The sequence below is a fragment of the Desulfothermus okinawensis JCM 13304 genome (genome assembly GCF_054654515.1).
The window spans coordinates 73,098-92,658 of record NZ_BAAIEW010000007.1 but is presented as its reverse complement, the minus strand read 5'-3'; the positions used below and the strand labels follow the sequence as shown (position 1 = coordinate 92,658).

General features: G+C 37.3%; 17 protein-coding genes. 2 read left to right on the top strand and 15 right to left on the bottom strand.

What is annotated here, in order from left to right:
• From ACYQ0O_RS04365 to recA, 8 genes are all read right to left on the bottom strand, one after another.
• A partial coding sequence (locus ACYQ0O_RS04365; RefSeq protein WP_459890998.1) for a DUF2156 domain-containing protein occupies window positions 1-831 on the bottom strand: 831 nt, incomplete at its 3' end.
• Window positions 818-2,191, bottom strand: coding sequence for an MATE family efflux transporter (locus ACYQ0O_RS04360; protein WP_459890996.1), 1,374 nt, complete (start codon window positions 2,189-2,191; stop codon window positions 818-820). The genes ACYQ0O_RS04360 and ACYQ0O_RS04365, both read right to left, overlap by 14 nt.
• Before the next feature lie 70 nt (window positions 2,192-2,261).
• A complete protein-coding gene (aroC, locus tag ACYQ0O_RS04355; RefSeq protein ID WP_459890994.1) occupies window positions 2,262-3,326 on the bottom strand; it encodes a chorismate synthase in 1,065 nt (354 codons plus the stop codon).
• A 10-nt stretch (window positions 3,327-3,336) separates the two neighbouring features.
• Window positions 3,337-3,924 carry a TrmH family RNA methyltransferase gene (locus tag ACYQ0O_RS04350; protein ID WP_075069982.1) on the bottom strand — a complete coding sequence of 196 codons (588 nt, stop codon included), beginning with the start codon at window positions 3,922-3,924 and terminating at the stop codon, window positions 3,337-3,339.
• On the bottom strand, window positions 3,924-5,831 hold the full coding sequence (gene metG / locus ACYQ0O_RS04345) for a methionine--tRNA ligase (RefSeq protein WP_459890992.1): 1,908 nt from the start codon (window positions 5,829-5,831) through the stop codon (window positions 3,924-3,926). The genes ACYQ0O_RS04350 and metG overlap by 1 nt, the downstream gene beginning before the upstream one ends.
• A gap of 20 nt (window positions 5,832-5,851) precedes the next feature.
• Window positions 5,852-6,892: a PSP1 domain-containing protein gene (locus tag ACYQ0O_RS04340; protein ID WP_459890990.1), complete on the bottom strand. Its 1,041-nt coding sequence runs from the start codon at window positions 6,890-6,892 to the stop codon at window positions 5,852-5,854.
• A gap of 113 nt (window positions 6,893-7,005) precedes the next feature.
• Window positions 7,006-9,645: an alanine--tRNA ligase gene (gene alaS, locus ACYQ0O_RS04335; RefSeq protein ID WP_459890988.1), complete on the bottom strand. Its 2,640-nt coding sequence runs from the start codon at window positions 9,643-9,645 to the stop codon at window positions 7,006-7,008.
• Window positions 9,646-9,672: 27 nt separating this feature from the next.
• The gene (gene recA / locus ACYQ0O_RS04330) at window positions 9,673-10,731 is read right to left on the bottom strand and encodes a recombinase RecA (protein ID WP_459890986.1); all 1,059 of its coding nucleotides are present in this window, start codon (window positions 10,729-10,731) and stop codon (window positions 9,673-9,675) included.
• 130 nt (window positions 10,732-10,861) lie between these two features.
• On the opposite strand from recA, the gene ACYQ0O_RS04325 reads away from it, so the two are divergent.
• Window positions 10,862-11,890: a tRNA(5-methylaminomethyl-2-thiouridylate) methyltransferase gene (locus ACYQ0O_RS04325; RefSeq protein WP_459890984.1), complete on the top strand. Its 1,029-nt coding sequence runs from the start codon at window positions 10,862-10,864 to the stop codon at window positions 11,888-11,890.
• A 4-nt stretch (window positions 11,891-11,894) separates the two neighbouring features.
• Here the strand turns inward: ACYQ0O_RS04325 and ACYQ0O_RS04320 are convergent, their stop codons facing one another.
• From ACYQ0O_RS04320 to mnmL, 7 genes are read right to left on the bottom strand one after another with little or no spacing between them, the layout of a single operon-like run.
• Window positions 11,895-12,869, bottom strand: a complete 975-nt coding sequence (locus ACYQ0O_RS04320) for a hypothetical protein (protein WP_459890982.1) — start codon at window positions 12,867-12,869, stop codon at window positions 11,895-11,897.
• A 36-nt stretch (window positions 12,870-12,905) separates the two neighbouring features.
• The gene (locus tag ACYQ0O_RS04315; RefSeq protein ID WP_459890980.1) at window positions 12,906-13,127 is read right to left on the bottom strand and encodes a hypothetical protein; all 222 of its coding nucleotides are present in this window, start codon (window positions 13,125-13,127) and stop codon (window positions 12,906-12,908) included.
• Window positions 13,120-14,169, bottom strand: coding sequence for a tetratricopeptide repeat protein (locus ACYQ0O_RS04310; protein ID WP_459890978.1), 1,050 nt, complete (start codon window positions 14,167-14,169; stop codon window positions 13,120-13,122). Before ACYQ0O_RS04310 ends, ACYQ0O_RS04315 begins: the two co-directional genes overlap by 8 nt.
• A 3-nt stretch (window positions 14,170-14,172) precedes the next feature.
• Window positions 14,173-14,976 (bottom strand): metal ABC transporter permease, encoded by an 804-nt coding sequence (locus ACYQ0O_RS04305; RefSeq protein WP_459890976.1) that lies wholly within the window; start codon window positions 14,974-14,976, stop codon window positions 14,173-14,175.
• A gap of 2 nt (window positions 14,977-14,978) precedes the next feature.
• Window positions 14,979-15,737, bottom strand: coding sequence for a metal ABC transporter ATP-binding protein (locus ACYQ0O_RS04300; protein ID WP_459890974.1), 759 nt, complete (start codon window positions 15,735-15,737; stop codon window positions 14,979-14,981).
• Window positions 15,738-15,748: 11 nt separating this feature from the next.
• Window positions 15,749-16,618, bottom strand: coding sequence for a metal ABC transporter solute-binding protein, Zn/Mn family (locus ACYQ0O_RS04295; protein ID WP_459890972.1), 870 nt, complete (start codon window positions 16,616-16,618; stop codon window positions 15,749-15,751).
• A complete protein-coding gene (gene mnmL, locus ACYQ0O_RS04290) occupies window positions 16,615-17,538 on the bottom strand; it encodes a tRNA modification radical SAM protein MnmL/YtqA (RefSeq protein ID WP_459890970.1) in 924 nt (307 codons plus the stop codon). Before mnmL ends, ACYQ0O_RS04295 begins: the two co-directional genes overlap by 4 nt.
• Window positions 17,539-17,681: 143 nt before the next feature.
• Here mnmL and mnmG point away from each other — a divergent pair, with 143 nt between their 5' ends.
• Window positions 17,682-19,559: a tRNA uridine-5-carboxymethylaminomethyl(34) synthesis enzyme MnmG gene (mnmG, locus tag ACYQ0O_RS04285; protein WP_459890968.1), complete on the top strand. Its 1,878-nt coding sequence runs from the start codon at window positions 17,682-17,684 to the stop codon at window positions 19,557-19,559.
• Window positions 19,560-19,561: the final 2 nt, after the last annotated feature.

The following is a 19,561-nucleotide window of genomic DNA, read 5'->3' as shown; positions in this document are numbered from 1 at the left end:
GGGATTATAGGAGAGTTTAGCCTGCCTAAGGCCCCTGTCTCCAAGGTCCTGTTCTCTATTTACATATATGTAATCCCTTGCACATTTCCTTAAAAAGATGGTATTTATTGCCTGATATACCCCTTTGTAAGTTGGACAGCCTTTCTCAAAGTGAATTACCAGAGTTTTGTCATCAACAGGCTCTGCAACAGTAAACGCAATTAGCCTATCTTCCACACAAATACCTCCTCCAATAATTCCATCTAATCTTTCCCAGACATCAAAAACCTTTAAAATAACATGGTTTTCCTTGATTAATATATCTTTATTATCGCAGTCCTTATAATAACACCAATCCACCTGAAAATTCTCTGCCTCCCTAATCCACCTACCATCTAAATGGACAAACTCATATTTGTATTGCTTCTCAAATTGGTTAAGTAAATTCTTTTTTTTGTGAAACTTATTTCCTTTAAGCTCAATAAGTTCTTTAACATAATATATATAATCCCATTCATCCCTGTCTTCTGTTATCTCCACATTTGAAAAACATCTCTTCCAGGTATTGGCTAAGTGTTCAGGCACTCTTATAAACTCTTTATTTTTTAAAAAGTCAGTGTATTTTATCCAGTCAATGGTGTCAAAGTCTCCAACAGGGGCCCAGAAGGAGGCCTCTGGTATATCCTGTCTTATCCACACAAGCGAATCTTCAAACAGAAACTTCAGACCATACACCTCTTGCCACCCCCAGACATTTAAAAAGGTATAGTCTGAAGATACCTGGGGAGTTGATCTCAAATACCTCTGATATAGATCCTTATACTCAATTTTTATTTCTCTAAATTTTTCCATAGGATACTTCCTTTTTCATTGCATAGTTACCCCAAATATTTCTAAAAAAGATAATAGTCATAAAAATAGACTGTATTACCTGGGAACAGAGCATTGATACCCAAATTCCTGTGGGCTCCTTTAAAAGGACATGGCCCAAAAGGTATGCAAGGGGTACACGAATGAGCCAAACAGATCCCCCCACACAGATCATATTTAATTTTGTGGCACCAGCTCCCACAAAACTACCCCCAAAAATCATAGTAGTAACAGTAAAAGGGATAGCTATTATATTATATTTCAGGTAATTGACTATTTCAAGTTGAACACTTATATCATGACTCAATATAGCAGATACTGGATAGATAAATATCCACAAAATCAGACTCATAAAGGTAATAGATGTTATCCCAATTATCCATATCTTTTTTGCCACATCCTTTGCCTGTATAAAATCTCCTTCACCAAGGAAGTGTCCAACTAATATGGATGCAGTCATATTAAATGCAAATGCAGGTAAAAATAATATGGATTCTATTCTTACACCTGCGGTGAATGCTGCAAGTGCAACTAGATTCTTGTTTGGCAAAGTTGCAGTTATGGAGAACAATATAACATATGCAAAATGCCAGAGTAACTGATTTAATCCAATTGGCCAGCTTACCTTCCACAAATAGGGGAAAAAGCTTTTTATCCATCTGTAATTTGGTATATATTTTTTTGATATCCATCTATCTGTAAAAAGAATTATATAATTCAACAAAAATCCAGATGATACAGATATAAAGGTGGCCCATGGCAGGCCCTTAAAACCCATTTTAGGAATACCAAAATAACCAAAACAAAGGGTAAAATTGAGTATTCCATTTAAAATGGTTACTGTCATTATGCTAATTAATGGCACATATACTTTTTTTCTTGCCCTGAATATTGCATTTGACACAATAAACAAATAATAGACTGGGATAAGTAAGGTGTATATCTTTAAAAAATATTTACAAATATGAAATATCTCTTTTGGTGTACCAAGTACTCCTGCGAGTTCATCTCTAAACAAAAGTCCCAAAATGCATAAAATAATACCAGCAACAAAGGAAATGGTTAGAGATAGGGCAGCATACCTTTTAGCTCTGAGTATTTTTCTGGCACCAATGGATTGACTTATAGTGGATACTGATCCATTTGCAAATGAAATTGCTACTATAAGTAAGAAAAACAAGATTTGGGTAACTATTCCCAGTGCCGCCTGGACATTTTTGTCTATTAGACCTGCCACATATACATCTAAAAAACCAATCCAGAAGTGAAAAAACATCATTAGCAGCTGTGGCCAGGCCAAAGACAATATTGTCTTATATGGTGATTTTGAATCAATTTTCATATGTTAGATGGTAGATGGTAATTTGTTATATGGAGATCACATATAACAAATCGCTTTTGAGGATCATTTGCTAAAGCTCAGCCTTTTCGTATCCAAACTGCAGAAGATACATATCAGCAATTGTTAGGGCAACCATGGCCTTAATGACTGGAACTATTCTAGGGATGGCTGAAACGTCGTGTCTTCCCTTTATCTCAAGGGATACTTCCTGTCCCCTCTTGTTTATTGTCTTCTGGGGTATAGAAATGGAAGGGATTGGCTTTATTGCAGCCCTTAAAACTATTGGCTGTCCACTGGATATTCCGCCTAAAATACCACCTGCATTGTTAGATGTAAAACCTTCCTTTGTAATATAGTCATTATTCTGACTACCTGTTAAGTGTGCTGCATCAAAACCTGATCCTATTTCAACTGCCTTCACTGCTCCAATACTCATAACAGCGTAAGCTAGCCTTGCATCCAACTTATCAAAAACAGGCTCTCCCAGACCTGGGGGGACCCCAATTACCTGTACCTCCACAATGCCCCCAATGGAATCTCCCTGTTTTTTTACATCCTCAACGCGCTCTTTCCATAGATCTATTACAGAGGGGTCAGGGGCAAAAAAAGGCAGTTCTTCAGCTGTTTGAGGAGCTATTACTTCAGCAGCAATACCACCAAGCTCCTTAGTGTATGACAAAAATTCTATCCCCTTGGTCTTTAAAAATTTCTGGGCAATTGCACCTCCAACCACCCTGGATACTGTCTCTCTTCCTGAAGCCCTACCTCCACCCCTATAATCTCTAATCCCATATTTTGCCTCATAGGTAAAATCAGCATGGCCAGGTCTAAATATGTCCTTTATCTGGGAATAATCCTTTGGTCTTTGATCTTCATTTTTTATAAAAAATCCTATGGGGGTTCCTGTTGTATATCCTTCAAATACACCAGATAAGATTTCCACCCTGTCTTTTTCTTTCCTGGTAGTACTACCCAGGTGTGCACCAGGACGCCTTTTATTTAGTTCGGCTTGTATGTCTTCTACGCTTAATTCAATTCCTGGTGGACATCCATCTAACACTCCTCCAAGTCCAATACCGTGGGATTCCCCAAATGTTGTAAGTCTAAAGACCTTACCAAAAGTATTCCCAGACATAAATTTATCCTCACTTGCTAAGCCAAATTTCTATTAATCTAGAGAGGGTCTTATCATCAAAAGAAGGTCTGTGGTACATGCCTTTGATTGATCTCTGTCTCCAACTTTCATACAGGATAATTGCTGCTGCAACTGATACGTTTAAACTCTCTACCATTCCCTGCATAGGGATATATAATTCATCTTTCACCAGTTCTACCAACTCAGGACTAAGCCCCCTGTGCTCATTTCCCAGTATAATTGCAACAGGCTCAGTTAAATCATAATCTGTAAGGGGTCTGGCCTTTTTGCTAAAGCCTGTCCTAATTATTCTGTAACCCTCTCTGGTTAAAGACTTAACCATTTCCCTTGGATCTGTGTGCTTTTCCCGCTCCACCCACTTTATTGCTGAGGCAGAGCTTTTTCTGCCAAGCTGGGGAAACTCTTCACTCGTGTAATACAGATGTATTTTATGTACGCCAAAGGCATCACAACTCCTTAGAATTGCAGATACATTGTGTGGATCATGTATATTGTCTATTATTAATGTGAGATCCTTCTGCCTCTTTGACAGAACTGAAATGACCTTTTTAACTCTCCTCTCTGTCCTCTGTCTCATTAGCTAATCTTACTCCCAGGATCTATTTCTTCATCAAAGGATAAAACCTTTAGCCCCTTTTTTTCATGAACAGCCAAAACCATACCCTCTGAAATTTCCCCACGAAGTTTTCTGGGTCTTAAGTTTGCCACAACTACCACATTTTTCCCTATAACATCATCTGGCTTATAGTAACTGGCAATCCCTGCAACAACTTGCCTCAAGCTCCCTTCTCCAAGGTCTATTTTAAGACATAAAAGTTTATCTGCATCTGGATGTTTTTTGGCCTCTACAACCTTGCCCATCCTTAAATCTACCTTTTGAAACAGGTCAAAATCAATATAATCTCCTTCTTTCTTTTTATGCTTAACTTCTTTTTTCTCTTCCTGTTCCTTAAAGACCTCTTTTCTTGGAAAGAGGTTTAGATTTTTTGGGAGCTTCTTAGAAATCTCCCAAGTACTAAAATCATCTATCTCTGTCCTGATGTTCAATTCTTCCACTTTAAAGGTTATGCCAATTGAGCTAAGCATCTTCTCACTACTTGAAGGCATAACTGGCCAAAGGGCAAGGGCTATCTTTTTAAGGCAAATGAGTACCACCCAGAGTACTGTATTTAATCTGTCTAACTCTTTATCCTTAAAAAGCGTCCAGGGCGCAACACTGTCTATATACTTATTCACTGACCTAACAAATACCATGAGGTTTTCAAGGGCCTCTGCACTGTTGAATTTCTCAAATGCTTCTATATACTTATTTAGGCAATTTTGTCCAAGTTCAATCAATTCATCATCTACCTGATGAGTATTTATTTTTGGATCAAGCATTCCTTTAAAATATTTATTTATCATGGACAGGGTTCTATTAAATAAATTCCCTATATCATTTGCAAGGTCAGCATTGAACCTCTCAATCATATTTTTTTCAGAAAAATTCCCGTCATGACCAAAGTGCATCTCCCTCATAAGGAAGTATCTAAAACCATCAACACCAAACTTGTCCTTTAAAGACAGGGGATCAACAACATTTCCAAGTGACTTGGACATCTTTGTCTCATCTACCTTCCAATAACCATGGACCCTTAACCCTTTGTAAATTTCAATCCCCGCTGATTTTAACATTGTAGGCCAGAAGATACCATGTGGTTTTAAAATGTCCTTGGCTATTATATGATATGCAGGCCAGAATTTTTTAAACATATCAGAATCTGGCCAACCAATTGCACTCAAATAATTTATTAGGGCATCAAACCACACATAGGTGACAAAATTCTTATCAAAGGGCATTTCAATACCCCAGGTAAGCCTCTTCTTTGGCCTTGAAATACATAGATCACCTATGGGCTCTTTTAACATGGACAAAACTTCTTTTCTGTATGTATCAGGCTGAATAAAATCAGGATTGTTTTTTATATGGTCTATTAGCCAATCCTGGTATTTGCTCATTCTAAAAAAATAGTTTTCCTCATGGATGTAAGTTGGAGGCTTTTTATGGTCTGGGCAGAGACCATCTACAAGTTCTTTTTCTGTGTAAAATCTCTCACACCCAAAACAATAATATCCCCCATACTCCCCAAAATATATATCTCCCTTATCGTACACAATCTGCAAAAACCTCTGGACACATTCTTTGTGGTATGGATCAGTGGTCCTTATAAACTTATTATTTTCAATACTTAGCTCAGGCCAAAGATTTTTAAATAGCGAGCTGATCTCATCAACATATTCCTGGGGCTTTTTACCCTGTGCCTCTGCTGCCTGGACTATCTTGTCTCCGTGTTCATCAGTGCCAGTCAGAAAAAAGGTCTCTTCCCCAAGGAGTTTATGTAATCTACAAACAGTATCAGCAAATATGGTGGTATATGCATGTCCAAGATGTGGTTTGGCATTCACATAATATATTGGAGTTGTCACATAAAATGTCCTATTCACCTAACTATCCCCCTTATGGATCAATTTTTTTCAGCTTTTCTTTTTCTCTGTTTGTGATTTTTATTTTTTCTTTTCTTCTCTATTGAATACCCATTTATCTCTTCAAGGGAAAAGGTATATTCTTCCTCTTCTGATAATTTCTGGAGCTCCTCTAAATCCTCATACTGAAAACTCTGAGACAGACCAATTGAAGATAGCTTTATCTCAGAAAAGGTGTTTGTTGAAAAAAGGTATTCATAGTGGGAAAGGTCTCCCTTCCCCTGGGTTATCTCAAGCCACTCTGTTAGAGAAATCTCCTTCTCAATACCTGAACCAGTATCAACAATTAGAGAATCCCTGAAGATATTTGCCCTGAGTATCCTTATCTCCCCAAGTCTAGTATGGTATTTTCTTCCAATTTTTGGACAACGCCTCTGAAAATCAGTATACAGATCCCTCTCAAAATTCAGACAACATAAAAGACGACCGCAGGTACCGGATATTTTTGAAGGATTTAAAAAAAGCTGTTGTTCCTTTGCCATCTTAATGGTTACTGGTTCAAATCTTTTTAAAAACAGCCTGCAGCAACAAATCCTGCCACAATTACCAACCCCACCCACCATCTGGGCTTCATGTCTAACACCAATCTGTCTAAGCTCTATCCTTGTATGGTATTGTCTAACTAAGATCTTTACAAGCTCCCTGAAATCCACCCTGGTGGGTGCGGTGAAGTAAAATATTATCTTACTCCTATCAAATCTCACCTCCACATCCACAAGCTTCATCTCAAGTCCCAGCTTTTCTATATTTTTCTTACAAAAGGAAGAGGCCTCTTTGCTTAAGATATTGTTTTCTTGTTCTTTGATAAGGTCTTCTTCTGTTGCAACCCTATCAATTGGTTTTATTTCTGATACATCAATGTCTTTTGGAGGGTTTTTGCGCACCACACAAACAACACCCAGTCCAATACCCTCTTCAGTGGACACTACTACCTTATCACCTTTTTTCACTTTAAGGTGATCATTTACAAAAAAATATACCTGTCCATAGTCTCTAAATTTGATTCCAACATAATTTCTCATATAAAAACTTTCCCAATTTCACTATATGTATAGTAGTATAGCGGTTAGTAGTAGAGTTATATAATGAGAATAATATACCTGGATGTTTCCATCTATCCACTAACCATTCATATTCAATTACCAACCAATTCTTTCAACTTTAAAATAGCATTATTAAGCCCCTCGGGATAACTGCCACCAGCCTGTGCAAGGTCGTCTCTGCCACCACCTCCGCCTTTTACTTCCTTTGCTATCTCTTTTATAAGTGTATTGGCTGTAAATCTATTATGGAGATCCTTGCTCACATATAAAAGCATTGTAGCCTTTTCCTCGTCCCTTGAACAAAGGAGTGCTATTCCTGATTTTAACCTATCCCTTATACCATCCATTATATTGCGCATGGTTTTAACATCGCTTATATCAAGCTCTTTAACAAGGACATTTATCCCATTTATTTTTTTGACTTCATCTAATATATCATAACTTCCAGAAAACAGGCCTTTTTTTGCAAGCTCTTCCTTTTCCCTTGTTAGCCTCTTTATCTCTTCCTGAAGCCCAATTACCTTGTCTTTTAATTTATCATAAGGTGCCTTTAGGTTATCTGATAAGAAATAGATGGTATCTCTAAGTTCTCTAACATAGGATACTGCATTTGTACCAACTACAGCTTCTATCCTCCTGATCCCTGCTGCAACCGATGTCTCATGTGTAACATAAAAACTCCCTGCCTCTCCAGTTGCATTTAAATGTGTACCCCCACAAAGCTCCTTTGAAACACCTAACACCTCCACTACCCTGACATTTTCACCATACTTTTCTTCAAATAGACCAATTGCACCTGACTTTTTTGCTTCCTTAAAGGGAAGGGTCTTAACAACCACTTCCCTATTATCCATAATCCAGTTATTAACAAGCTCTTCTATCTTGAGAATCTCGTCTTTGCTCAATGGTTTTATGTGTGAAAAATCAAAACGAAGCCTATCTGGGGCAACATAGGATCCAGACTGTTTTACGTGCTCCCCTAAAACTGACCTTAAGGCTGCATGTAAAAGATGGGTGCATGTATGGTTTCTGGCAGTTGCGTATCTGAGTTTAGTATCAACTAATAGATCCACAGTATCTGCCACAGAAATCCTACCTTTTTTCACCTGAACCTTGTGTACTATTAGATTTTGAGCAGGTTTTAGGGTGTCCAAAACCTCTGCATCTAATCCATCACCTAAAATATTTCCCTTATCGCCTACCTGGCCACCAGACTCCCCATAAAATGGGGTCTTATCAAAAAGAATAAAACCCTGCTCACCTTCATTTAATAGATCTTTCTCTTCTCCATCCATGGACAATATTAAGATTACATTACCTGTGTCTTTTAGCTTTTCATAACCCGTGAACTCACAGGAAATTCCTTTATCTATCACCTTATCAAACACAGAACCATACTCTTTTTGTAAGGAGCCACCCCAGCTGGCCTTGGACCGCTCTCTCTGCTCCTTCATATAGTTCTCAAATCCCTCTTCATCTACAGAAAAGCCCTGCTTTTCCCCTATGTCCCTTACAATATCAATTGGAAACCCATAGGTATCATAGAGTTTAAATAATACAGAGCCAGGAACTTCCTTAAGTCCCCTGGACTTTAATTTATCAAGCTCTTCCTGGAGCATTCCAAGACCCCTATCCAGGGTCTTGCTAAAATTCTCTTCCTCAGATGTGACCACCTTTTTAGTAAATTCTAAAGACTGAACTATCTCAGGATATACATCTCCCATCTCATGGGTCAATTTTTCAGCCACCTTTGCCAGAAAAGGATCCTCCAATTTGAGAAAACGACCAAATCTAAATGCCCTTCTAATAAGCCTCCTTAAAATATATCCACGTCCCTCATTTGAGGGTAATATGCCGTCAGCTATCATAAAGGAGATGGCCCTTGTATGATCAGCTATAACCCTTAATGCCGTGTCAATGTCCTCATTTTTCCCATAGGTTACATTGGCGAGATTGCATGTAAACTCAATTAGTCCCTTAAACAGATCACTATCAAAGTTTGAATATACTCCCTGACATATGGCACTTATACGCTCAAGCCCCATACCTGTGTCAATGCTGGGCTTTGGAAGTGGAGTCAAATTCCCAGATTCATCTCTGTTATACTGCATAAAAACCAGATTCCAGATCTCAAGATACCTGTCACAGTCACATACCCCTATCTCACAATTGGGGCCACAGGCCATCTCTTCTCCCTGATCAACCAATATCTCAGAACAAGGACCACATGGACCAGTATCACCCATTGCCCAGAAATTGTCCTTTTCCCCTAACCTGTATATTCTTGAATCTGGAATATTTGCTATTTTTTTCCACAAATTGGCTGCCTCATCATCATCCTTATAAACAGTTACATAAAGCCTCTCCTTGTCCAGTCCCAACTCTTTAGTCAAGTATGTCCATGCAAACCAGATCGCCTGTTCCTTAAAATAGTCTCCAAAGGAAAAATTACCCAGCATCTCAAAGAATGTGTGGTGTCTTCTGGTCCTACCCACATTTTCTAAATCATTGTGTTTTCCCCCAACCCTGAGACACTTTTGCGCAGTGGTTGCCCTGGTGTATGGCCTTTTGTCCTGGCCTAAAAATACCTTTTTAAATTGTACCATCCCTGCATTTGTAAAAAGCAGTGTTGGATCGTCCACAGGAACCAGGGATGACGATTCCACCACCTCATGACCATTTTTCCTGAAAAATTCCAAAAAACTCTTGCGTATTTCCTTTGACGTAGTCAACTTCCCTCTCCTTATGTTTATACCCTATTACACCTTGTCTTTTTCTTCCTCAGATTTTTGTTCTGAAGGATCCACAAGACCCAATGCAACCTTTAAGGCATCTTCTATTTTCTGTCTTATATCGCTATTTTCCTGGAGATATGCCCGGACATTTTCCTTTCCCTGCCCAAGTCTTTCATTTCCAAAGGCATACCACGAACCACTTTTTTCAATAACTCCGTGTTCCACCCCAAGATCAATGAGTTCACCTTCCTTTGAAATCCCAAGTCCATACAATATGTCAAATATAGCCTCCCTAAAAGGAGGTGCCAATTTGTTCTTGACCACCTTTACTTTTACCCTATTCCCATAAACCTCATCCTTATCTTTTAAAGTCTGAATTTTTCTTATATCCATCCTAACAGAGGAATAAAATTTCAAGGCATTACCCCCAGTGGTGGTCTCAGGAGAGCCGTATCCAAAACCACCCATGCCAATCTTCATCCTGATTTGATTTATGAAAATCACCGCAGTCTTAGATCTGTGGATTGAACCTGTCAATTTTCTCATTGCATGGGACATAAGCCTGGCCTGACTCCCCACCTGAGAATCTCCCATGTTCCCTTCTAATTCTGATTGGGGGATCAGGGCAGCTACTGAGTCAATTACAATAACATCCAGGGCCCCAGATCTAACCAAAAGGTCACAGATCTCAAGTGCCTGCTCGCCATAATCAGGTTGGGAAATAAGTAAATCTTCAGTATTTACACCTATTCTCTTGGCATAATGTACATCCAAGGCATGTTCTGCATCAATAAATGCCCCCATACCTCCTTTTTTTTGGGCCTCAGCCAGGATCTGGAGGGCAAGGGTAGTCTTCCCTGAGGACTCTGGCCCATATATTTCAATGACCCTACCCCTGGGGATGCCACCAATTCCCAGGGCAAGGTCAAGGGAAATTGATCCAGTTGGGATCACAGGGACCCGCTGATGGGCATCGTCTGAAAGATACATAATTGAGCCTTGCCCATATTTTTTTTCTATAGTGGACAGGGCTGTCTTTAAGGCCTCTTTTCTCATAATGGAGGGATCTATATTTTTTGCCATAAAATAGCTCCATAAAACTTTAAAAATTTATTCCATGTATAAAACATAGTCTTTGTCTATATCAAAAGGAGTTAAATAGGGCAACATCTTATACCTTGCCTTTTTTCAAATGAATCTGTAAAAAGAAATCATGAGATACCTTAACTTTCCTGAAAAAAAACTAAAATCCCATTACTCTGCCCTGTCCCTTTTCTCAGGTGGGCTGGATTCAATTTTGGCCGCAAAAATAATCCAGAGCCAAGGACTTGATGTACTTTGCATACACTTTTTCTCTCCATTCTTTGGTAACGTTGAAAAAACCTCTAAATGGGAAGAAGACTACCACATAGATATTTTGCCAATTGATGTTGGATCTGATTATTTTGACATAATAAAAAACCCTAAATATGGACATGGAAAACACCTAAATCCCTGCATAGACTGCAAAATATTCATGCTTAAAAAGACAAAAGAACTGCTTCCCCTCTTTAATGCAAAATTTATAATTACAGGAGAAATTGTGGGTCAGCGACCCATGTCCCAGAGAAAGGACTCAATGAACACAATAATCCGTGAATCAGACACAAGAGATATACTTCTACGTCCACTTTGTGCCAAAAATCTTCCACCAACCAAAATAGAAGAACAGGGCATTGTTGATAGGTCTAAGTTGCTAGATTTAATGGGAAGATCCAGAAAAAGACAACTTGAGCTGGCAAAAAAATTAAAAATAGAAAAAATTCCAACTCCCGCAGGGGGCTGCCTCTTAACTGACCCAGAAATGGCCAGACGATATAGACCCATTTTGGAAAACAAAACAAATCTCCTATCAGAAGATTTTTACCTTGCTAAAGTGGGCAGGCAATTTTGGTCAAATAGATTCTGGCTGGTGGTGGGAAGAAACCACAGTGAAAATCTAAAATTACTCAAATTGGCAAGGGAGTCAGACTATGTATTTAAACTCTCAGAAATACCCGGGCCAATAGGCATTGGAAGATCAGAAGAGGTCACCTGGTCAGGAGAACTTATAAAATCAGCTGCTCAAATAATCATATGGTATTCCAGGGCAAGGGAACTCTCCTCTGCAGTTAAATTACAGGTATGCAGAAAAAATATGGTGGAAGAGTTAAGGATTATACCTGATAAAGAAAAAACTTCATACTGGATAGGGCCTATTTAATAACCTATTTTGCTCGAATTAAATACCACTTATTAACAATCCCTTTTTCCAGTAGGAACTTCCCTATTTGTTTATCTCCCGCCACTATGGTTTCATACCAGTTGGTCTTTACAATGAGCAGAGGTATCCCTCTAAATCCCTTGTAGATAAAATATTTATTTGACTCATCTAATTTCTTCTTAATCTCCTTTGGAATTTCTATGTCTTTTATTTCCTTAGTTAATGCAAATTTTAAGATGGTTCCAAAGGGATCATTTTTCAAATTGGGGTCCTTCAACATATGGGCTATTCTTAGCATATCTGATTTTGAGCTTCCTAAAAAGTAAAGATTCCACTCAATTTTCTCAAAGGTCTTTTGCTTGGCTAGATTATACAATACATCAATGCAGTGGATACAGTGTAAACTAACAAACAAATCTGCATGATACTCTGGCTTGTCTTTTGGTTTGGCATTTATAATAACACTGGAACCTATATCTGGTGGTTTAATTGTGGTTATATCTAATTTTAAAGCGTTTATTGCACTAAAACTAGATATCCAGAGTCCTATACCTAGGAGAACAAAAAATTTTTTATCTAAATATAGGCAAATGAGTATAAGTACAATAAAAAGTGATACTGCAAATACTGTACATAAAATACAAAATGTCTCCATTTTAAATAAATAACCTATAAGTACTCCATCAAAGGAAATCGCAGAAAGAATTACCAACCATATTATATTCTCAAATAGTTTCAATTTTTTCTTGAGATAAATAAAAAACAAAAAACTTAATCCAATATAAAACAGTAACCCAATTATCTGAAATATATATCCACCACCAATTACATAGCTCTCTGCAATCTTACATTCACTGGTTGGACAAACACTTTTGCCATGCATGGATAGATAAATATCCAAGATCAAAACGGCTATCCATACAAGACTAAGTGTGAAAAAAGAATATTTAATAAATTTATTTGATGCAATTTTATTCATATCCTGTTCCTCCTGTCTCTGTTCTCATATGGCAGCTTATCTGTCCACAAGGTTTTTGCTTTTGGTTCCAAGCTTCTCATTAATTTTGTCAATCCTTGCCTCTAATTCTTCTCTCTTTTTTTCATCCCTCTCTTTATAGTACTTTTCCAGAAGAAAATTTCTACAATCATACAGTGTATGGATTTCATCTTTGGTATTCACAATTTTCCCGCACAAAGGACACGGCCTTAAAAATCTATCTTCCTTATTTTTACCCATCTTTTTTCTCCAATTTCTTTAATACCAACTTCTCTAACTGATCTGCCTCTGTAAAATCTGGATTAATCTTTTTGGCATTTTTGATAAATTTTAATGACAGATCATATCTATTTGCAAAAAAAAGGGCCTTTGCCATATTAAAATGGATATTCTCATCATAGGGATTTAGCTTTAGGGCCTGTTTATATGCATTTATGGCCAACTTATACTTACCTTTTTTCCTGAATTGTATCCCAAGTGTATTATAAGGGTTAGGCGCATTGGGATCAGTTTTGAGTATTTTTATAAAAAGCTCTTTTACCTCATCAAAATTGTCCCTTTTTGCATATTCATCTGCAGCCTTCTGCAAATAATATTTATATTTCTCCATATCTCCCTTGCCTTTGTAGGCTTCAGCAAGACCAGTATAACACTTTATCATCAAATTATTTATTTTTAATGCCTTATTAAAGGCTATAATGGCCAGGTTATACTTACCATCAATTAGATACTGTGTGCCTTGCTCAAATACTTCTTCTGCTTCATCCTTTTCTCTATCTTTTATAATTTCTTCAATTATTTCTATCCCTTCATCAAATTTTCCTGAAGCAATATTTTTTGACGCAAATTCAATTGCATCTTCTTCTATTTCTAAAAATTTCTTCTGTTCAATTACTAACATTATATAATTAAGAAGTGTATCTACTCTATATGGTCTAATAACAAACCCTGAGCATCCTGCTCCAATTACATCCAAAACAAATTCTCTTTCACTATCAGTGGAAATCACTATCACTGGTACTACATAGTTTTTTACCTCTTTCCTAATTTTTCTAAGTAATGTTATTATATGCATATCAGATATTTGAGTATCTGATATTACAATATGAGTTAAATTGTGTTTTACATAATCAATGGTGCCAGTTCCAGATGAAAATCTATTTGCAATCTGTATTGATAATTTATTAAGGCTTTTAAGGTCTTCCTTATAGTGATATTCATTATCTGTAGTTAAAACTACTCTTAAAGATGATAGCTTTTTTACATCCATGATTTTATTCATAATCTATCCATTTATTAGTTTTCTAAACAATAGATATACACCACCCAACAAAACGGATATGGCTATTATTGATGCACCTGAAGAAAGATTAAAATAATAAGACATATAAATACCTAAAATGCACGAAATTAGACTCCATATAAATGATAGTAACATCATGGATTTCATGGTCTTTGCTGAAAATGAAGATAAATAAGGTGGGATTGATAACAGGGCAATTACTAAAATAATTCCAACAAGCTGAATAAGCATAACTACTGCTATTGCAATGAGTATTACCATTATTAAATAAATAAAAGATACATTAATACCCCTGGTGGCTGCAAATTCATGGTCAAAGGATATGGCTTCAAATTTATGATAGTTTAAAAGTACAGTAATGAGTGTCAATATGGATAAAATAAGCATAAATACAATGTTTTCATTTGATACAATTATTATACTTCCAAACAAGTAGCTCATTATATCCCCATGGTATCCAGGGGTTTTATCTAATAATATAATACCCAGGGCCATACCCCCTGCCCAAAGGAGTCCAATAACACTATCTGATTTACCTCTATCTTTATTGGTCAAAAGGGCCATGACAAAGGCCATGAACACAGTAAAGATAAGCAAGGTAACCAGTATATTTTTATTTAAAAATATACCAAGTCCTATACCACCATATGCAGCATGGGCTATGCCTCCTGCCATAAAGGTAAGTCTATTGGAATATACCAATGTTCCAACGATTCCGCAGACTATACTGGTTAATATTGAAATTATTATAGCATTTTTTACAAGTTCCATTGCATCTGGGGACATATTTACTCCTTTTTTGAAAGAACTGGCAGCTCTCCATCCATATAATAGGGCGTAACAGGGCATGAATGATTTAGGTGTTCACCAAAGATTAAAGATAACATCTCCTTATTAAAACCAACAACAGGAGAAACAATTAACCTTTTGTTCACACATGCAATTTTATTTATCTTGGTGACACTAAGACTTAAATCATGACTCACCATAACAAGAGTTATATCACTACCCAATTTCCCCAAAAAATCATAAAAACAAAACCTTGCCTGGGGGTCTATATTTGATGTTGGTTCATCTAAAATTAACAATTCTGGTTCAGAGATAAGTGCCCTTGCAAGATAAACCCTTTGCAGTTGTCCTCCAGATAGCTCCTTTATTGAACAGTCCTTATACTCTAGCATATCAACTAGCTCCAGCGTCTTCTCTGCCTTTGACCTCTGCTTTTTTGAAAACCAAAAGCCCCATTTTTTTGAAGTAACAAGCCCCATTAAGACCAGATCAATTACCTTTATTGGGAAATCACCCCTATAGTGGGTCTGTGGAAGATAACCAATTGGCCTACCTTTTTTCTTAAAATTATATGAAATGGTTCCTTTAGTTGGTTTTATAAGCCCAAGTATCAGCTTTAAAAGTGTTGTCTTTCCTCCTCCATTTGGTCCAAAAATGGCTAAAAAATCCCCATGCTCTATTGAGAGATTTACGTCTTCTAGGACAAAGTTACCACCATAGGTAAAGAATACCTCCTCTAACTTAACAATATAATCCATTTATTTTTCCCTTATCTTTTTAAACTTCTGGCTATTTTTTTCCCAACCTCCCTTAAATTTTCTATCCAATTGTAAGCCAGGGGGTCTATTTCTTCTAAATTTGCATCTATTTTTGAAGCAATAACCTTTGCACATCTTTTTGAAAACTCTGGATTAACAAACACAGTCTTTATCCCCTTCTTTTTTGCTAGAGAAATTAAAAAAGATAGATACCCAATAGAAGGCTCTTTTCCTTCTAATTCAATTGGAATTTGAATAAGGCCAAAATCCCTTGCAAAATAACCCCAGGAAGGGTGGTAGACCAGAAAATAACTGGAACCTACCTGGGAAAATAGATCTATTAATTCCACCTCTAAATTATCTATTTGTTTTATTAAGTGGAAATAATTATTCAAATAATAACTTTTATTTTTCCTGTCATGGGCAATAAAAAAATCTCTGATCTTAAGCAAAATAAACCTCACATATGATGGAGAAAGCCAGATATGTGGATCTAAAAAATCCATGGATATATTCATTTGGTGTGTATATCCTTTATATCTAGTAGACATTGGGATCCTTTTTATATCTTTATAGAGTTCAATTATTTGTATATTGGGATTTAGGGTCTTGATTTTCTTTGTCCATATCCTTTCAAAGGGAACTCCTATTTTAAAATACACCTGAGATTGTTTTATGTACATAATATCCTTTGGCTTGGGATCATAGGTAATTGGATTTGCACCAGGAGGAATTAATACATGTGCACTGACATCTTTGCCACCAATTCTGTCAACAAAATACTTAACAGGTAAAATGCTGACTATGCTGTTTATTTCTGCAAAACAACCATTGGACAAAAAAACAAAAAACAAAAACAAATAAAATACCTTTTTTTTCATTTTATTTCCCCTTTAAAATATTTTCCCTGGTATAGATTATGTCTCTCCATAAAATCAAGTATGGCATTTATATTTTTTTGTTTTTCAAGCGCCCACATGGGCGCAACTAATTCTTCCCTATGAGGGTCACCAGTGATCCTCTGAATAACAACTGAATCAGGCAAATAGGAAATAAAATGAGATACAATATCAACATATTCTTCTCTGGTAAGGGGATTATATTTTCCACTGAGATACCACTTCTCTAAGGGTGTATCTTTGATTATATAGAGAAGATGTATCTTTACACCCTGTATATCTAAGTTTGATAAAAATCTTGCAGTCTCTAGCATATGGTTTCTTGTCTCATATGGTAGCCCCAATATTACATGCACACATACATTAAGACCCCTTTGTCTAGTCCTCTTAACTGCATCTATGAATTCTTCTATCCCATGCCCCCTATTTATGAGTTCAAGGGTTTTGTTGTGTGCAGATTGAAGCCCATATTCCAGCCACACAAGATAATTATTGCTCACCTCTTTTAAGTAATCTAAAACCCCATCTTCCACACAATCAGGCCTGGTCCCAATGCTAATCCCAACAATATCATCGATGGAGAGTGCCTCCATGTAAAGAGATTTTAGCTTATCAATTGGACCATAGGTATTAGAATAGGACTGAAAATATGCTAAAAACTTCTTGGCCTTATACCTTTTCTTTAGATTATCCTTGGCTCGTAAAATTTGTTCAGACACAGAGAGCTCAGCACCAAGACCGGTTCCAGATCCCCGTTTGTTACAATAAATACATCCGCCAAACCCCTTGGTTCCATCCCTGTTTGGACAGGTCAAATTTGCATCTATAGTGATCTTTTGTACCCTGCATCCGAAAATATTTCTAAGGTATGTGTTAAAATCATAAAATCTTTTTTTATCCAAACTCTATTTTCCCCAATTTTTTATAACACCTGAACATATGCCAAAAACTGGACAACCCCAGGCTGAATTATTATAGTTTTTTCAAGCCTACAATTTTAGCTAGCAAATAAAAATAGACACAAAATCTCCAGGGGTCAACTAATATGGATTTAAATTTCGATGTGATAGTTGTTGGAGCAGGACATGCTGGTTGTGAAGCAGCACTTGCCTCTGCAAAGATGGGATGCTCCACCCTTCTTATCTCCATATATTTAGACACAGTAGCCCATATGCCCTGCTCCCCATCCATTGGTGGAATTGGCAAAGGACATCTAGTCAGGGAAATTGATGCCCTTGGGGGTGAGATGGCAAAGATTGCTGACAAAACCGCCCTTCAGTTCAAAAGACTCAATACAAGGAAAGGACCTGCTGTTAGGGGAACAAGGACACAAAATGACAAGGTAAGATATCGCACATATATGAAACATGTTGTTGAAAAGGCGGAAAATCTGGAGTTAAAGCAGGCACGTGTTGAGTCCCTTTTAGTTGAAGATGGCAAAGTCTGTGGAATTGTAGATGAAATTGGTGTCACTTACATGGCAGGGGCAGTGGTGCTTGCAACTGGCACCTTTTTACATGGCTTAATTCACATTGGACCAACCAAGATACCAGCAGGAAGGGCTGGAGAATTTCCATCAATCAAACTTGCCCAGCAATTAAAGGAACTTGGATTTGAGCTTGGCAGGATGAAGACAGGGACACCTGCAAGGATACACAGAAGATCAATAGATTTTTCATGCTTTGAAAAACAGCTTGGAGATGAAAATCCCTATCCTTTTTCCCTTTTTACTGAAAAGATAGATTTCTCTCCTGTTCCCTGTTATTTTGGAAAGACATCAAAGAGGTGTCACCAGATAATAAAAGAGCACATTCACCTCTCTCCCCTTTATAATGGTTCAATAAAAGGGGTATCTGCAAGGTATTGTCCCTCTTTAGAGGACAAGATAATGAAGTTCCCCCACAAAGAATCCCACAACATAATATTAGAACCAGAAGGCATTGATACAGAGGAAATCTATGCAAGCGGCACAGGGAATTCCCTTCCATATGAAATCCAGGAAAAATTAATAAGGTCTATTGATGGCCTGGAAGAAGCTGAGATAATGAGGTGTGCATATGCAATTGAGTATGATTTTGTACAACCAACACAGCTAAAACATTCACTGGAATCAAAGCTAATTAAAGGACTTTTTCTGGCTGGACAGATAAATGGAACCTCAGGTTATGAAGAGGCTGCTGCCCAAGGTCTCTGGGCTGGGATAAATGCGGCCTTATATGTCCAGAAAAGGCCTCCATTTGTCGTAGATAGGTCCCAGGCATATATGGGAGTTTTAGTGGACGATCTTGTATTAAAAGGGGTCAATGAGCCATACAGAATGCTCACATCAAGGGCAGAATACAGGCTAATTTTGAGAGAAGACAATGCTGATCTCAGGCTTTTAGAACTTGGATATAAGCTGGGACTGCACTCAAAAGACACCTACAAGGACCTTTTGGAGAGAAAGAAACAACTTAAAGATGAACTAAAGAGGCTAAAAAAAGAGAAGGTTTATCCATCGACCAAGATCAATGAGACCTTAAAATCTAGAGGCACATCTGAGATATCCCAACCAACACCACTGGACAAGATCTTAAAAAGGCCAGAGGTAGACTATTCAACAATTCTTAAAATCTCTCCTCCACCTGTAAGGTTACACCCAAGGGTTATAGAGGAGGTGGAGATAGAGTGCAAATATGAGGGATATTTAAAGAGGCAGGAATCAGAAATAAAAAAATTTAAAGAACTAGAATACATTAAAATCCCCCAGGGAACAGATTTTTTTTCAATTCCTGGTCTGTCCAATGAGATCAAAGAAAAACTTTCCAAATATCAACCAACAAATCTGTCACAGGCATCCCGAATCTCAGGAATAACCCCTGCAGCCCTATCCATTCTCAGGGTCTTTTTAAAAAAGCAAAACTTAAAAAACAAGGAGGGATAGGA

What these genes read in the sequence shown, in the direction of transcription:
- mnmG (WP_459890968.1), top strand. Translation starts at nt 17,682, where the DNA reads ATGGATTTAAATTTCGATGTGATAGTTGTTGGAGCAGGACATGCTGGT.
- ACYQ0O_RS04295 (WP_459890972.1), bottom strand. Translation starts at nt 16,618, where the DNA reads ATGAAAAAAAAGGTATTTTATTTGTTTTTGTTTTTTGTTTTTTTGTCC.
- ACYQ0O_RS04300 (WP_459890974.1), bottom strand. Translation starts at nt 15,737, where the DNA reads ATGGATTATATTGTTAAGTTAGAGGAGGTATTCTTTACCTATGGTGGT.
- ACYQ0O_RS04360 (WP_459890996.1), bottom strand. Translation starts at nt 2,191, where the DNA reads ATGAAAATTGATTCAAAATCACCATATAAGACAATATTGTCTTTGGCC.
- ACYQ0O_RS04340 (WP_459890990.1), bottom strand. Translation starts at nt 6,892, where the DNA reads ATGAGAAATTATGTTGGAATCAAATTTAGAGACTATGGACAGGTATAT.
- recA (WP_459890986.1), bottom strand. Translation starts at nt 10,731, where the DNA reads ATGGCAAAAAATATAGATCCCTCCATTATGAGAAAAGAGGCCTTAAAG.
- ACYQ0O_RS04320 (WP_459890982.1), bottom strand. Translation starts at nt 12,869, where the DNA reads ATGAATAAAATTGCATCAAATAAATTTATTAAATATTCTTTTTTCACA.
- ACYQ0O_RS04350 (WP_075069982.1), bottom strand. Translation starts at nt 3,924, where the DNA reads ATGAGACAGAGGACAGAGAGGAGAGTTAAAAAGGTCATTTCAGTTCTG.
- aroC (WP_459890994.1), bottom strand. Translation starts at nt 3,326, where the DNA reads ATGTCTGGGAATACTTTTGGTAAGGTCTTTAGACTTACAACATTTGGG.
- ACYQ0O_RS04325 (WP_459890984.1), top strand. Translation starts at nt 10,862, where the DNA reads ATGAGATACCTTAACTTTCCTGAAAAAAAACTAAAATCCCATTACTCT.
- ACYQ0O_RS04315 (WP_459890980.1), bottom strand. Translation starts at nt 13,127, where the DNA reads ATGGGTAAAAATAAGGAAGATAGATTTTTAAGGCCGTGTCCTTTGTGC.
- ACYQ0O_RS04305 (WP_459890976.1), bottom strand. Translation starts at nt 14,976, where the DNA reads ATGTCCCCAGATGCAATGGAACTTGTAAAAAATGCTATAATAATTTCA.
- ACYQ0O_RS04310 (WP_459890978.1), bottom strand. Translation starts at nt 14,169, where the DNA reads ATGAATAAAATCATGGATGTAAAAAAGCTATCATCTTTAAGAGTAGTT.